A 14,312-nucleotide genomic window follows, 5' to 3' on the forward strand; every position below is an offset into this window, starting at 1 on the left:
AGATATGACAGACAGGCCGAAGCCACTGCCGAGAAACAATAGCTAAGAAGCGATTTGCATGACACTGGGTTTCGCCTTCCTACTATCTTGCATTGATCTCAACACAAAAAATAGTTAATATGTTAATTATATTAAGGAGATTTAAATGAGCTTAAAACTGTCTGTTGTTGACCAATCACCGGTGCATGGTTCCCACCCTGCTATCGACGCCCTTAGCCTTACCGTAGAACTGGCTAAAACTTGCGATGAGCTGGGTTACTATCGCTACTGGGTAGCTGAACATCACGACAGTATCCATTTTGCCAGCCCTTGCCCTGAAATAATGGCAACTGCCATCGCTAGCGTAACATCAAACATACGGGTCGGAAGTGGCGGCGTAATGCTAACCCATTACAGCCCTCTTAAAGTGGCGGAAAGCTTTAAAATGATGGCAACCCTTTTCCCGGACCGGATCGATCTGGGCATCGGCCGCGCACCTGGCGGTACCAACGTGACATCCCATGCACTGGCTTACCCCCATCAACCCAGCCACGGTGACCAGTACGCCCATCAGGCCCAGTTACTAAAAGGGTTTGTTGAAGGTAATCTGCCAGCAAACAACCCCTTCCACGCAATTAAAGTACTGCCCGACAACAGCCCTCAACCGGAACTATGGATGTTGGGCTCCAGCGGAGGAAGCGCAGGCCTTGCTGGCCAGCTGGGCTATAACATCGCCCTGGCTCGCTTTATCGATCCTGACAACTGCCACCCATCTATTTTCACTGAATACCTTGAACAATGGAAACGAGCGGAGCACGAAAGCACACCGAACAAGATGTTAGCCATTGCCTGTTTCTGCGCAGAAACTGAGCAGGAAGCCAGGCTCAGAGCAGGGACTGCTGTATACCGGAAGCTCGCCGCCCAACTGGGCATTCGGGAAGCATTCCTGACCCCCTCCGAAGTACAGGACCGGTACAAAGATTTTCCAACGTCTCACCAGGCTGCTTACGATCATATTCTTAATGGCTTTACCGTCGGCACATCAGAGCAGTGCGCAGAAGAGATCAGCCAACTTGCCAAAGCCTTTAATTGTGACGAAGTCTCCACCGTTGCCGTCACCCATAGTCAGGCAGACCGGTTAGATAGCTATACGCAGTTGATGAAGGGGTTTTAAGAGCAGTGGCTAGAACGTCACTACGTGACTTGCTAGTGATTAGACGTCGCTTCGCGACTTGCTAGAAAGAGCGTCTACGTAACTTACCACCTAAAGAATATCACCACAGAGAACACCGAGGACACGGAGAAAGCATCTTCGCTACTCTCTGTGCTCTCTGCGTCTTCAGTGGTAAGCATCTAAAAATGACCGTAGCTTGCTGTTCAAAACAGCTTATAAGCCGGTTTCACAGCCCGCTGACTTTCATATTTCTATCAGCAAGCCTCCAACATCCATCTAGAACTGATGTTGGTGATACGTATATCCAGTAAGCAGTTGGAAGCACCCCCTACCCGTTATAATCTATAGCGATATACATATATCGAATAATTGAGTAAATCCCCCATCATCGCTATGATCGGTTTAACCTCTGAGCCGGATTATAACAATGAAAACTAACCTGCCCCGCTGCCTTACCCTCGCACTCTTCGCGCTTGCCACTCTGATTACAGCTCCCTTGTCAGCAAATCCACTGAAGCTAATCAATGTCGCCGATAATGTTTATGCACTCATCGGCCCGATGGAACAGCGGTCACCGACTAATCTCGCCAACAACGCCAACTTCGGCTTTATTGTGTCGGATCAGGGGGTCTTGCTGATCGACAGCGGGGGTACGCTTGCGGGTGCTAAAGATATCGAGAGCCATATCCGCACTATAACGGACAAACCAGTCACTCTGGTTATCAATACCGGTGGGCAGGACCACCGTTGGTTTGGTAATAGCTACTTTTCCGCACGGGGAGCAGACACACTTACATCAATGCAAACCCAGACTGACCAAGCGACCCGAGGAGACAATCAGTCCGGCTCAACATCCAGGCTGACCGGCGACAGTTGGCAAGGCACAACACCTCAGCCAGCCCAGCAAGCTATAACAGAAAAACAGTCAATAACCTTTGGCGTAACTGAAATTCAGATTATCCCGGTCGGCCCCGCACATACCGGCGGAGAAACGCTGGTATGGCTGCCCCAACATAAGATCTTGTTTAGCGGTGATACAGTCTATCTGGACCGTATGCTCGGCGTTGGAAGCCAATCCCAACACCTCAGTTGGCTCGCTGCCTTTGCCACTATTGAAGCTCTGAACCCAACCACTATTGTTCCCGGCCACGGCATGCCAGCCGACCTGAGCAAGGCACAAAAAGAAACCCGTGACTACCTTCAACTGCTGCGTACCGAAGTAGCCCAGCTTATTGAAGCCGGTGCGGATATGGAAGACGCCACCCTCATCGATCAAAGCGCATACAGCTATCTCAAGGTATATAAATCTCTTCATAAGCGAAATGCACTGCGAGTTTACGAAGAGATGGAGTGGGAATAAGAAAAATAAAAACCGAACGCTGACAAAGAAGAGACACTGAGTCTCTGGAACAACCTACCTTTAAGCCTTCAGAAGCGCCATTATCGAGGGTGATCAATGCTGGTAATCATTTGATTTGAGACAGCTATCTAAGCTTAATCCTATCTTCCACAATGCTTATTACCCATTATAAGAGGTAGTTTATTTGCGGTTTATCTGGAACACCTGTTTTAATGAAACTATACATTAAATAATATGAATAGCTGGTTACCTGAATTCCTTCTTTACCTGCAGATGGTGATTCCACTGAATTTGCACCATTAGAAACGGTAAGAGAAGCTATGCTCAATGAGGCTGGTAAATGGAAAAAATTAGTGATGACTCCATAGAGCTCGAGGAGATCCCCAGTGACTCTGAGTCGGAGCAAGTAATACGTAAATCATATCGTTTACCGGTTAAGAACAGAGAACAGTTCTTTCTTAAGCTAGAAGACAACTGCTTCCCGTTAATTGATATCAGCGATAGTGGCATCTGTGTTGAAGTGAGTGCGGATACTGAGTTTCCCCAGGATGCAATTTTATCCGGGTGTAAGCTTGTTCTGGGTGATAACAGCTTTGATAACCTTGTCGGTGAGATTGTTCATATATCGGTCGATGGGGAAGGAAACTGGATTAGTGGTATCCAGTGGACTGCAATCGATGATGATATTCAATCAGAACTAAACGCGACACTCACACTGCTTCGGAGAGAGTTTTTTGAAAATGCCTGATAACGACAATCTCGACATCATGGGTTTGTTACTAAGTGAAGATGTGAGCGATGACATTGACGAGCTGGAGCAACTCAATGATCTGATTTTCTGTGATAAAGAGAATCTGCCGATGGACAATGCAGATACGGAAACAGATCAGGGCAAGCTCATATGGCAAACGGAAAATGATAAGTTTGCCGTTCATGTTTGGAAAATCAACGGGAAAGTCAGCCTGAAATTTATCACTAAATCTCACTCTGAATACTCGGTAGAAAGGCTGGCAAAGGTTGCACTAAAAGCGATCCTGGAAGATCTAGAGAAGGCTAAACCATGACTATTATCGTTTGCCCAAAATGCGCTAAAAAACATCGTGCCGATACCAGTAAGGTTGCAGCCAAGAAGAAATTTCTGGTGCGCTGTAAAGCCTGTGAACATAAATTTGTTTTCAGTCTTGATGACTCTCAAATAACGCAGCCCGTAACACAACCCGTTTTGAAGCCTGCCATTCATGAGCAGCCTGCAACTCAGATAGAGACTCCAGCCTCAACCCTGGGCATGAAAACTCCACGTAAAATCTGTGTCACACTCAGTAAAGGTGGCGTCGGTAAAACCACTACCGCCGTTAACCTGAGTGCCGGACTGGCGATGTCAGGCTACAAGGTTTTACTGATCGACACCGATACTCAAGGGCAATCCTCTTTTCTCTTAGGTAAAAAGCCGCCGGCTGGCCTGACTGAATTATTGACCGGAGAGCTCCCCCCTGCAGAAACTATAATTGAAGCCAGACCTAATCTTGATCTGCTCGGCGGAGGCCGTTCACTGGCGGGCGCTAAGCGTATTATTGATAAACGAAGTTTCGGCTCTGAATGGACCCTTTCGGAAGCGCTGGAGAAGATCGATAAAGGCTATGACTATGTCATTATAGACACTTCACCAGGCTGGGATCAGTTAACCGTCAACGTCCTTTTTTACGCCGATGAGATTCTTACCCCTGTATCCCTGGAAGTATTATCTCTGCATGGACTGGCAGAATTTATCAAAAATCTTCATGCCATTAAGCGCTATAAAGAGATCGATCTTAAATACATTTTGCCAACATTTCTGGATACCCGGGTCGAGCAGCCTAAGGATATATACAGAAAATTACAGACTATTTATGGTGATAATGTCTGCACACCTGTGCGTTATGATGAAGAGCTCAGCAAGATCCCTTCCCATGGTAAAACAATTTTTGAATTTCACCCTGATGGGGATGCCGCAGCGGATTATGGTGCATTAGTCAGAACTATCACCGGGAATAAGAATCTACTACTGGGCGCGCCCACTAACCCCATTGGTACTCCAGAGGTTAGTTAATAAAGCAACGCCTCGTCCTGGAGGAGAACGTAGCTTGCTGTCCAAGCGCCGCCCCCTGCTGATCCGTAGCTCATATAAACGCTCAGGCATAGCAACGATTCAAGTTGCACGCTTGGAGAAACCTCGTCTCAGAAAACACTGAGCTCACAAACAAACAGCTTCTTTCTCAACTGATTTTGAAGGATCCTGATAAGGACTGTAGTTTACTAGCCAGCTCAGCTTGCTCTTGAGCAGCTGAAACAATCTGACTCCCACCCTCAATACCATGAACAGCAAGTACGCTAATGTTCTTTGTATTTTCTGCCATTTCACTCGCAACTGAAACCTGTTCTTCGGCGGCGGTAGCAATTTGAAGGCACATATTACTAATGAGGGTTGTTTGCTCTTGAATAATAACCAGTTTTTGTTCAATAAGGTGAGTTTGATCGACCGAGTCTTCTGCGTCTTTCGCACACATTTCCATAGTCGTTGATACCACTTCAGCACTGCTTTGGAAATTACCCACTATTCTCTCAATATCTGAAGTAGAACGCTGAGTCCTTTGTGCAAGAGAGCGAACTTCATCTGCAACCACAGCAAACCCACGCCCTTGTTCACCCGCCCTGGCCGCTTCGATAGCAGCGTTCAAAGCCAATAAATTAGTTTGTTCAGCCACACTCTTAATCACATCAACAACTGCAGAAATTTCACTGCTATCGTTTTTTAACTGGACAATGGCACCACTGGCTTTTTCCATAACGCTTGCCAGACGATTTATACTTTCGACAGTTCCTGTAATTAGTTTCACGCCATCACTGGTAAGGTGATCAACATGACTCGCCGCTTCAGAGGTTGTCATAGTACTCGTAGCAACTTCATGAGCGGTTGCAGACATTTCCTCTGTTGCACTAGCAACCAGCACCGTTTCATCACGCTGACGATCAAGGCTTTGCAAATTATTCTCAACAGTTGTCGACGTTTCTTCAGCTACAGCAGCCAGCTGCATACTTCCTTTATCTATATCCTTAATAGCCCCTTCGAATGTCGTCATCATGCCGTTAAAATGCTCAGCACTATTACCTAACTCATCATGTGTAATAATGTCTGCACGAACAGATAAATTCTTGGTTTTCCCTGCTTTATCAATAGCACTAACAAGGGTCTTTAATTGTGAAGTTAGTAGCTTAACCGTATACCCAGCCATACCGAGAACCAGGAAAATTGCAATCAGAGTAGCGCTGACAGAATTGATAATTGAACTATTTGCTGAAGATTTCTGAGCAGCTGTCAGCTGTAACAGGTCTTTTGATAGCCTGTCTTCTACCTTTTTTAATTGATCAATTCGTTCTGTCGCCCGCTGAAACCAGTTTGCGGCATCAATACCAAAACCACCTATAGCAGCATACTCCAGCGCAACTTTTCGCATACTCTCTACCTGTTTTACGGCATTGTGGTTCATGCTATCGGTATAGAACTGCTGCTGTTCAGACGTTGCGGTTATGAAGAAATTACTTAAATAAGTAGACTGCTCGGTAACCAACTGGATGAATCGCGGATACATTCCGGGTGCAAACTGGTTTGTTACAAAGGTTCCACTCAGAACGGCTCTTTCTATACCCGCCCGTTCTTTTCCTTGCAAGAAGTTATAATAAGCCTGTAATTGATTTGCCAGCATTCCATTTTCAGCTAAACCTGCCACCCTGGAACTAACCGAGAGCAAAAGCCCGTTAAGCTTAGTGTAATAACCTAAGGCTTCTTTTAATGTTATCTCCTGATTATCAACCCTGCTCCGAATACTCTGTAATCGAGCTAACTGACCATCAATACCTCTTAAAATTGTCACGATATCATCGCTATCAGACGAAGCCTGAAGAAAGCTGCGCCTTGAAGTGGAAACCTTGTTGGTTTTTCCCCTCTGATCACGAAGAAGCGCACCAAACTTAACGCCTTTCGAGCCAAGAAAGCCGGCCGTAATTCCACGCTCTTTCTGGAGCTCATGCACCAGCAGACTGTTTTGAGCACTCAGCTTAACCAGAGGCTCGATAGATACAGCACTCGCCCTCTGATTAGACTGCTCGATAATATTCATACTGGCAAAAGCAATCAGACCAAGCAAAGCAGGTAATAGGATCAATAATATTTTCTGCTTGAACGATAAACGCTTAATGAAGCTCATAACTTATTTCCATTTAATTTAGAACTTTAGTAGGCCAAACAATAGACGGCTTAGCAAGATTTTAACGTGCCAGAATGACATAACTGCCAAATTAACTTCGCGCATTAGGAAAACTACGCTCTGAATAATTTAAATACAAAAAAACGCCCCCTAAGGCGCGTTAACTTTTCACACATTAGGGCACTGACCTATTCTCAGGTTGCCCTAATCGCAAGCAAGTTACGAAATAGAGTCTGCCTATAAACAGCACCCAGCCTATCGAACGACGAAAGCACTTATCGACCGTCTAAACCAAAAACGGAGCCAATAGGCTCCGTTGTTTAGTCTGAAAAACTATGCGCGCAGATTAAGCTAGCACAATAGTTTTCAATTACATATTTGGATAGTTTGGTCCACCGCCACCTTCAGGCGCAACCCAGGTAATATTCTGAGCAGGATCTTTAATATCACAGGTTTTACAGTGTACACAGTTCTGAGAGTTGATCTGGAAGACTTTCTCTCCCGCATCGTTCTCCAGCACTTCGTATACGCCCGCAGGACAATAGCGCTGAGCGGGCTCGTCGAACTTTGGTAGATTCTGGCCTAGCGGTATGCTGCTGTCAGTCAATTTAAGATGACAAGGCTGACTCTCTTCATGGTTAGTGTTTGAAATAAACACAGAAGAAGGCTTATCAAAACTCAGTACACCATCCGGTTTTGCATAGTTAATCACATCGCATTCGCTAGCCGGTTTCATTTGGGCGTAGTCTGGATTGTTATCACGGATAGTGAACGGCAGGCTGAAGATATTCTGATCAACAAAGTTCAGGGCACCACCGATGATAGTGCCATATTTATGTAGAGCCGGACCGAAGTTACGGCTCTTATACAGCTCTTCGTAAACCCATGACTCTTTGAAGTTATCGGTATAAGCAGTCAGATCATTGCCGCCTTCATCACCACTGCTCAGCGCAGCAAACAAGGTTTCTGCAGCCACCATACCGGACTTCATCGCGGTGTGGGTACCTTTGATCTTGGCAAAGTTCAATGTACCGGCATCACAGCCTAGTATCAGAGCGCCAGGCATTGTCATTTTAGGCAAAGCGTTAAAACCACCTTTAGTGATCGCACGCGCACCGTAAGACACACGTTTGCCGCCTTCCAGATATTGGGAAATCAAAGGGTGATGTTTCATCCGCTGGAACTCATCGAATGGGCTCAGGTGTGGATTATCGTAGTTAAGATCAGTGATCAGACCAACAACAACCTGATTATCTTCCGCATGGTAAAGGAAGAAACCACCACTCGCACCGGCTTCGCTCAGAGGCCAGCCCGCACCGTGTAACACCAGACCCGGCTGGTGCTTATCGGCAGGGATATCCCACAACTCTTTAATACCGACGCCATAGTGCTGGGCATCCGCATCTTTATCAAGCTCAAACTTAGCCTGCAGCTCTTTACCCAGGTGACCACGACAGCCCTCAGTAAAGATAGTGTATTTAGCTAACAGATCCATACCCGGCATATAGGTATCTTTCTGTTCACCACTTTCATCCAGACCCATGTCACCGGTACCGATACCCGCAACCCGGCCGTCATCGCCGTAGATAATATGGGAAGCAGGGAACCCCGGGAAGATTTCAACACCCAGTTGTTCTGCCTGCTCACCTAACCAACGGCACAGGTTACCCACACTGGCAACGTAGTTACCGTGGTTGTGCATGGTTTTAGGGACTAAGCCATTAGGAATTTTGGTCGCTTTCTCTCCGCTTTTCAGCAGGTAGATCTGATCCTCTGTGACTTCGGTCTTGAGGGGTGCACCCTGCTCTTTCCACTCAGGAAATAGCTCATCCAACGCACGGGGCTCAACCACTGCACCAGAAAGGATGTGGCCGCCAACCTCAGCAGACTTCTCAACCACACAGACCATCAGCTCCTGATCCGCTTCGTTCGCCTGTTGCATCAGGCGGCAAGCGGTAGACAGGCCGGCCGGGCCGGCACCGACGATCACTACATCAAATTCCATCGACTCTCTTTGCATTGTTCTTTTATCCTCGGTTACCGGTATTAAAACTGTTCTTCATCTAACGCCATAATGCTATCACTACCAGCCACAACAGAAGCCAGACATGACTGCGTGCGTGTCATCATATGCTCACAGAAGAACTGGGCTGTCACCAGTTTAGACTGTAGGAACTCACTATCGCTCGCACCTGCATCAAGTTGTGCCTGTGCCTGCATCGCGCTTTTAGCCATCAACCAGCCACCACAAAGATAACCGAACAGCATCATAAAGTTAACACTTGAACTACCTGCTGCACTCTTATCTTCTTTGCTATCAAGCAGCCACTGACGTGCAGCAATACCATTGTCCAAAGAAGTACGGCACTGCTGAGCTGCCAGCGTGAACTGACCACCCAGGGCTTCAAAACGGGTAATATCTGCTGACATTTCATCCAGCAGCGCACCCAGGGACTCACCCCCATTGACCAGTGTTTTACGCCCAACCAGATCCAGCGCCTGAATACCGGTAGTGCCTTCATATATTGTCAGAATTCGCGCATCGCGATAGAACTGAGCAGCGCCGGTTTCCTCGATAAAGCCCATACCGCCATGCACCTGAACACCCAGTGAGGTAAGCTCCTGAGCAAACTCAGTCACCCAGCCTTTAACAATAGGGGTTAACAGATCAACACGGCTCTGGTTACCACGATCAGCTTCTGCCGCAGCAACAAGGCACAAAGCCCGCATCGCTTCCGTACCGGATTTCATCTGCATCAACATACGACGCACATCAGGGAAACGAATAATCGGGTACCGACTACCGTCCCTGTTGGAACCCTGAATTCGATCTTTAGCATACTGCAATGCATGCTGATAAGCGGCTTCAGATACCGCAAGACCCTGTAAACCAACGCCCTGGCGAGCGTGATTCATCATCGTAAACATATACGCCAGGCCGTTATTCTCTTCACCTACCAGATAACCAATTGCACCACCGTTATCACCAAAACTCATGACGCAGGTAGGGCTACCATGGATACCCAGTTTATGTTCAAGAGAAACAGCGTAAGCATCGTTACGCTCAGCCGGATTGCCATTTTCATCCAATAAGAATTTAGGCACGATAAACAGCGATATACCTTTGACACCTGCCGGTGCACCGGGAAGACGGGCCAACACCAGATGAACGATATTATCGGTCATTTGATGATCACCCCAGGTGATAAAGATCTTCTGCCCGGTGATCAGATAATGATCCCCGTTAGGTACCGCTTTGGTTTTCACCGCCGCCAGATCTGTACCCGCATCAGACTCGGTCAGGTTCATGGTACCTGTCCACTCACCGCTGACCAGCTTAGTCAAAAAGTTCTCTTTCAGGCTATCGCTTCCATGATGACTGATCGATTCGATCGCACCCTGACTGAGTAATGGGCACAGAGCAAATGAGATGTTAGCGGACTGCCACACTTCATTAACCGCCGTTCCCAGCACGTTTGGCAGATTCTGGCCACCGTAGGCCTCATCTGCTGTCAGCGTTGCCCAGCCCCCTTCCAGGTATTCACGGTATGCTTCAGAAAAGCCTTCTGTTTGCTGCACACCGTTTTCACCCAGAGTCGGATGATTCAAGTCCCCTACGACATTCAATGGCGCCAGTACACCGGAACCCAACTTACCGGCTTCGGTCAGAATAACCGATGCCAGTTCGCTGTTAACATCGTCTATTCCTGCATCAGCACAAAGCTGATCAAACTGAACCAGTTCGTTGAGAATAAACTCTGCGTCTTTTAGGGGATGCTTGTAATCACTCATGATATTACCTTTATTCTTATTTTTTCAGCTTTATAAGGCTACTTTCAGATCTGACCAGACAGCTCAGGAACGGCTTCAAACAGATCCGCTACCAGTCCGTAATCAGCAACAGAGAAGATTGGCGCTTCTTCATCTTTGTTGATCGCTACGATCACTTTGGAGTCTTTCATACCAGCCAAATGCTGAATCGCACCGGAGATACCCACAGCAATATACAGGTCAGGCGCAACTACCTTACCGGTTTGACCTACCTGCATATCGTTAGGTACAAAGCCGGCATCTACCGCTGCACGGGAAGCACCTACCGCGGCACCCAGCTTATCTGCCAGACCGTATAGCATTTCAAAATTATCACCGTTGCCCATACCACGACCACCGGACACAATAATAGAAGCCGCTGTCAGTTCAGGACGGTCAGACTTCGCCAGTTCTTCACCGACAAAGCTTGAAGTACCTGCATCGCAGACTTCAGAAACAGCTTCAACCGCTGCGCTGCCACCGGTGTCAGCAACAGCATCAAATGCAGTACCACGGATGGTTAGCAACTTAACCGTATCTTCTGTCTTCACGGTTGCAATTGCGTTACCCGCGTAGATAGGACGCTGGAAAGTGTCAGCAGACTCAACCGCGATGACATCAGACAACTGGTTAACATCTAACAATGCAGCAGCCCGTGGCAAGAAGTTCTTACCATTGGTGGTTGCAGGTGCCAGCACATGGCTGTGACCACTAACCAAAGCAACGATCAGCTTGGAAACATTCTCTGCCAGCTGGTGTTCGTACGCAGCGTTATCCGCCAGCAATACCTTAGAAACAGAAGGGATAGCCGCCGCAGCATCTGCAACTGTCTGACAGTTATGACCCGCAACCAGCAGTTCAATATCACCGCCAATCTGCTGTGCTGCTGCCAGGGTATTCAGGGTTGCAGGCTTAAGCGCCTGGTTATCATGTTCTGCAATTACCAGAATAGTCATAAATTTTCTCCTCAAATAACCTTGGCTTCGTTTTTCAGTTTATCCATCAGCTCGTCAACAGAGGCCACTTTAATACCGGCCTGACGCTCTGCAGGTGGATTCACCGCCATCAGTGTAACTTTATTGCCTACTTCAACACCCAGATCAGCCGGGGTCTTAACATCCAGCGGCTTACGCTTAGCTTTCATGATGTTTGGCAGAGATGCATAGCGAGGTTCGTTCAAACGCAAGTCAGTTGTAACAACCGCAGGCAAGTTCAGCTCAATTGTTTGTAAACCACCATCAATCTCGCGGGTTACCTGAACTTTATCGCCTTCGACTTTAACTTCAGACGCAAAGGTCGCCTGAGGATAATCCAGCAACGCAGCCAGCATCTGACCGGTCTGGTTATTATCAGAATCGATTGACTGCTTACCCATAATGACCAGAGTAGGCTGCTCTTCCTGTACCACTGCTTTCAGTAGTTTGGCTGCAGACAAAGCATCAGGTGCAGATTCTGTATCGATTTGAATTCCGCGGTCAGCACCCAGTGCCAACGCTGTACGAATCTGTTCCTGACACGCTTTATCACCGATAGACACAGCAATAATTTCACTGGCAACGCCCGCCTCTTTAAGACGAACCGCTTCTTCAACAGCGATCTCACAGAATGGGTTCATCGCCATCTTTACGTTGGCCAGATCTACATCGCTATTATCGGACTTAACCCGAACTTTAACGTTGTAGTCGATAACACGTTTTACCGGTACAAGAATTTTCATAGCACTCACTTCTTATTTGAGGTTTATATGATGACCTAGTTTGCCTTCTCTTGCTTAGGACAACAATAACGAAAAAAGCCTTATAATTGATATTTTCGGACACATCAGACCATTTAATTTCGGAAAAATCTGATACTATCGGACAAACAGCTCCATTATAGGACAACGTACTTAATATTTTCGGAATCCAGTTATGAGTTATAACCATCACTCCATCTCGATCCATTTTGCCAACGCAATGCTCAAAGGCGCACGAATCAACGGGCTGAATGAACAGCAACTGTTGCTGGAATCCGGGCTCAACACCGAGCTACTCAGCAACCACGAGGTTCGCATTACACCGATGCAGCTGAGCCGACTGGTTCAGTCGATCCTGCGGCATGGCGATGACGACTACCTTGGCCTGGGCAGTCACCCCTGTCGTTATGGGGTATTCGGGCTCATGGCCCGACAAGTAGTCCACTGCACTGACCTGCGCCAGGTCTTTAAGCAAGCCGTCTTCTTTTATAACTTACTCGTGCCCGCCTCTCATCTTAGTATCACAGAAGAGGGAGACAGCGCCATTTTCACCATCAACCTGACCGACCCTGCAAAAGATCCGGATCACGCCCTGATCGATCTACTGATGACCCTCTGGCACCGCTTTCCCAGCTGGCTAATCGGCCAGCGCATCCCGCTTAAACAGGTGCGTTTTGCTCATTCCAAGCCGGAACACTTTGAGGAGTATCGACTCATGTTTCCATGCCCCGCAGTGTTCGATCAAGCAAACAATAGTATTATATTTGACCGGGCGATTATGGACGCTCCGGTCGTACAAACGTTGCAAAACCTCAGCAGCTACCTCACTCGCGCCCCTCTCGATTGGTTTAAACGCCAATCCTATTACCCCGTCTATACCCGCAAGGTAATGGACTATCTGGAGAACGCCGAATCGATGGTCGATACCAGTATGGAGGATATCGCCAGCCAATTACACACCACTACCCGAACCCTGCGCCGAAAGCTTGATGAAGAAGGCACCAGTTTTCAGGATATTAAGGATGGTGTGCGCCGCGATGAGGCGATTCACCTTCTCAGCCAACCCAACCTGCCTATCTCAAAAATCGCTCGTTTGCTCGGCTTTGCTGAAGCCGCTGCATTCACTCGGGCGTTCAAACACTGGACCGGAATCTCACCCAGCACCTATCGTAAGTCTAAAGGATAACTGTCCGATTAAATCAATTAATTGACTCTAATAGCTATCGTTATCTTGTCTTAAACAGGCCAGAATGAATACTGTTTCGATGCCTATTAGCTCACAGTTTCTTGCACTGCGAGCCTTGCACTCTAAGTGGTATTTACCTACCGGCCCTGCTCTGCAGCGGTCGGAATTTTTTTCTAATACCACCTCAGCTGACAATATTTTCATAGCCACCTTAAACTGTACCAGCAAAACGAATCTTGCCCGATCCCCTAATCAGGGTATCGCTTCTCAGCAACGCCTTTTTCAGGCAACTTGAAGACGACTCAATTTATCTTTAACCAACCCCTTATCGGCCGACATAGCAGGCAATGTAACGACATTAACACCACTACCAATCTCCCGAATCACCAGCGTTCGGTAAAACTGACTTCCTTCTTTTTCAGTCTGTGACGACCTGAACTCCAACAACTCAGCCAGAAGATTCCCCAACTGACACTGCAGTTTATCTTGCCGACGACCGATCAAAATAAGATCTGGCTTTTCCAGATGAACGACAGCCAGCAGCACTTCGGCTAATTCCATCGCATTAGGTATAACTTCGCAAGGAACAAAGCGCTTACGATCGATGCCTTGCTGCAGCAAACTCTCGCTCTGCTCCAGCGTAAGCGACTGTCCTAAAGTAACAACTGTTACTTCAGTTGCGCGACCACTCCGCTTGAGCTGCAGCGCTTCATTTATACTTTCTAATGCCTGGGGGTCCAGGATAATTTCTCCCGAGCTCTTCTGTTTCACACCTGAAGAACCGGGTGTCAGTATTACGGTTACTTTCATTATTATTCTCCCGTCTG

Annotated in this window: 12 protein-coding genes; 6 read left to right on the forward strand and 6 right to left on the reverse strand. The window is 47.4% G+C overall.

Going from position 1 to position 14,312, the window contains the following annotated elements; translation table 11 throughout:
* The first annotated feature begins 145 nt into the window (after positions 1-145).
* The 5 genes from AMJAP_RS12985 (at position 146) to AMJAP_RS13005 (ending at position 4,599) form a co-directional block, all read left to right on the forward strand.
* The gene (locus AMJAP_RS12985; protein ID WP_019620112.1) at positions 146-1,153 is read left to right on the forward strand and encodes an MsnO8 family LLM class oxidoreductase; all 1,008 of its coding nucleotides are present in this window, start codon (positions 146-148) and stop codon (positions 1,151-1,153) included.
* Positions 1,154-1,580: 427 nt separating this feature from the next.
* The gene (locus AMJAP_RS12990) at positions 1,581-2,513 is read left to right on the forward strand and encodes an MBL fold metallo-hydrolase (protein WP_019620111.1); all 933 of its coding nucleotides are present in this window, start codon (positions 1,581-1,583) and stop codon (positions 2,511-2,513) included.
* A gap of 340 nt (positions 2,514-2,853) precedes the next feature.
* On the forward strand, positions 2,854-3,261 hold the full coding sequence (locus AMJAP_RS12995; RefSeq protein ID WP_019620110.1) for a PilZ domain-containing protein: 408 nt from the start codon (positions 2,854-2,856) through the stop codon (positions 3,259-3,261).
* Positions 3,254-3,577, forward strand: coding sequence for a hypothetical protein (locus tag AMJAP_RS13000; protein WP_019620109.1), 324 nt, complete (start codon positions 3,254-3,256; stop codon positions 3,575-3,577). The genes AMJAP_RS12995 and AMJAP_RS13000 overlap by 8 nt, the downstream gene beginning before the upstream one ends.
* The gene (locus tag AMJAP_RS13005; RefSeq protein WP_019620108.1) at positions 3,574-4,599 is read left to right on the forward strand and encodes an AAA family ATPase; all 1,026 of its coding nucleotides are present in this window, start codon (positions 3,574-3,576) and stop codon (positions 4,597-4,599) included. Before AMJAP_RS13000 ends, AMJAP_RS13005 begins: the two co-directional genes overlap by 4 nt.
* Before the next feature lie 166 nt (positions 4,600-4,765).
* On the opposite strand, the gene AMJAP_RS13010 is transcribed toward AMJAP_RS13005, so the two are convergent.
* The 5 genes from AMJAP_RS13010 to AMJAP_RS13030 form a co-directional block, all read right to left on the reverse strand.
* Complete coding sequence (locus AMJAP_RS13010) at positions 4,766-6,754, reverse strand: methyl-accepting chemotaxis protein (protein WP_019620107.1); 1,989 nt, start codon at positions 6,752-6,754, stop codon at positions 4,766-4,768.
* Positions 6,755-7,124: 370 nt separating this feature from the next.
* Positions 7,125-8,774, reverse strand: coding sequence for an electron transfer flavoprotein-ubiquinone oxidoreductase (locus AMJAP_RS13015; RefSeq protein ID WP_026339933.1), 1,650 nt, complete (start codon positions 8,772-8,774; stop codon positions 7,125-7,127).
* A 26-nt stretch (positions 8,775-8,800) separates the two neighbouring features.
* The gene (locus AMJAP_RS13020; protein WP_019620105.1) at positions 8,801-10,546 is read right to left on the reverse strand and encodes an acyl-CoA dehydrogenase; all 1,746 of its coding nucleotides are present in this window, start codon (positions 10,544-10,546) and stop codon (positions 8,801-8,803) included.
* 44 nt (positions 10,547-10,590) lie between these two features.
* Positions 10,591-11,520: an electron transfer flavoprotein subunit alpha/FixB family protein gene (locus tag AMJAP_RS13025; protein ID WP_019620104.1), complete on the reverse strand. Its 930-nt coding sequence runs from the start codon at positions 11,518-11,520 to the stop codon at positions 10,591-10,593.
* An 11-nt stretch (positions 11,521-11,531) separates the two neighbouring features.
* Complete coding sequence (locus AMJAP_RS13030) at positions 11,532-12,281, reverse strand: electron transfer flavoprotein subunit beta/FixA family protein (RefSeq protein ID WP_019620103.1); 750 nt, start codon at positions 12,279-12,281, stop codon at positions 11,532-11,534.
* A gap of 193 nt (positions 12,282-12,474) precedes the next feature.
* On the opposite strand from AMJAP_RS13030, the gene AMJAP_RS13035 reads away from it, so the two are divergent.
* Positions 12,475-13,485 (forward strand): AraC family transcriptional regulator, encoded by a 1,011-nt coding sequence (locus tag AMJAP_RS13035; protein ID WP_019620102.1) that lies wholly within the window; start codon positions 12,475-12,477, stop codon positions 13,483-13,485.
* 282 nt (positions 13,486-13,767) lie between these two features.
* Here the strand turns inward: AMJAP_RS13035 and AMJAP_RS13040 are convergent, their stop codons facing one another.
* Entirely contained in the window at positions 13,768-14,295 is a 528-nt protein-coding gene (locus AMJAP_RS13040) for an adenine nucleotide alpha hydrolase family protein (protein WP_019620100.1), read from the reverse strand.
* Positions 14,296-14,312: the final 17 nt, after the last annotated feature.

Origin of the sequence: Amphritea japonica ATCC BAA-1530 (genome assembly GCF_016592435.1) — a bacterium.
GTDB lineage: Bacteria > Pseudomonadota > Gammaproteobacteria > Pseudomonadales > Balneatricaceae > Amphritea > Amphritea japonica.

Bases quoted from the DNA above. Each gene is read 5' to 3' on its own strand.
- AMJAP_RS13030 (WP_019620103.1), bottom strand. From the start codon at position 12,281: ATGAAAATTCTTGTACCGGTAAAACGTGTTATCGACTACAACGTTAAA.
- AMJAP_RS13020 (WP_019620105.1), bottom strand. From the start codon at position 10,546: ATGAGTGATTACAAGCATCCCCTAAAAGACGCAGAGTTTATTCTCAAC.
- AMJAP_RS13005 (WP_019620108.1), top strand. From the start codon at position 3,574: ATGACTATTATCGTTTGCCCAAAATGCGCTAAAAAACATCGTGCCGAT.
- AMJAP_RS13025 (WP_019620104.1), bottom strand. From the start codon at position 11,520: ATGACTATTCTGGTAATTGCAGAACATGATAACCAGGCGCTTAAGCCT.
- AMJAP_RS13035 (WP_019620102.1), top strand. From the start codon at position 12,475: ATGAGTTATAACCATCACTCCATCTCGATCCATTTTGCCAACGCAATG.
- AMJAP_RS13040 (WP_019620100.1), bottom strand. From the start codon at position 14,295: ATGAAAGTAACCGTAATACTGACACCCGGTTCTTCAGGTGTGAAACAG.
- AMJAP_RS12995 (WP_019620110.1), top strand. From the start codon at position 2,854: ATGGAAAAAATTAGTGATGACTCCATAGAGCTCGAGGAGATCCCCAGT.
- AMJAP_RS13010 (WP_019620107.1), bottom strand. From the start codon at position 6,754: ATGAGCTTCATTAAGCGTTTATCGTTCAAGCAGAAAATATTATTGATC.
- AMJAP_RS12990 (WP_019620111.1), top strand. From the start codon at position 1,581: ATGAAAACTAACCTGCCCCGCTGCCTTACCCTCGCACTCTTCGCGCTT.
- AMJAP_RS12985 (WP_019620112.1), top strand. From the start codon at position 146: ATGAGCTTAAAACTGTCTGTTGTTGACCAATCACCGGTGCATGGTTCC.
- AMJAP_RS13000 (WP_019620109.1), top strand. From the start codon at position 3,254: ATGCCTGATAACGACAATCTCGACATCATGGGTTTGTTACTAAGTGAA.
- AMJAP_RS13015 (WP_026339933.1), bottom strand. From the start codon at position 8,774: ATGCAAAGAGAGTCGATGGAATTTGATGTAGTGATCGTCGGTGCCGGC.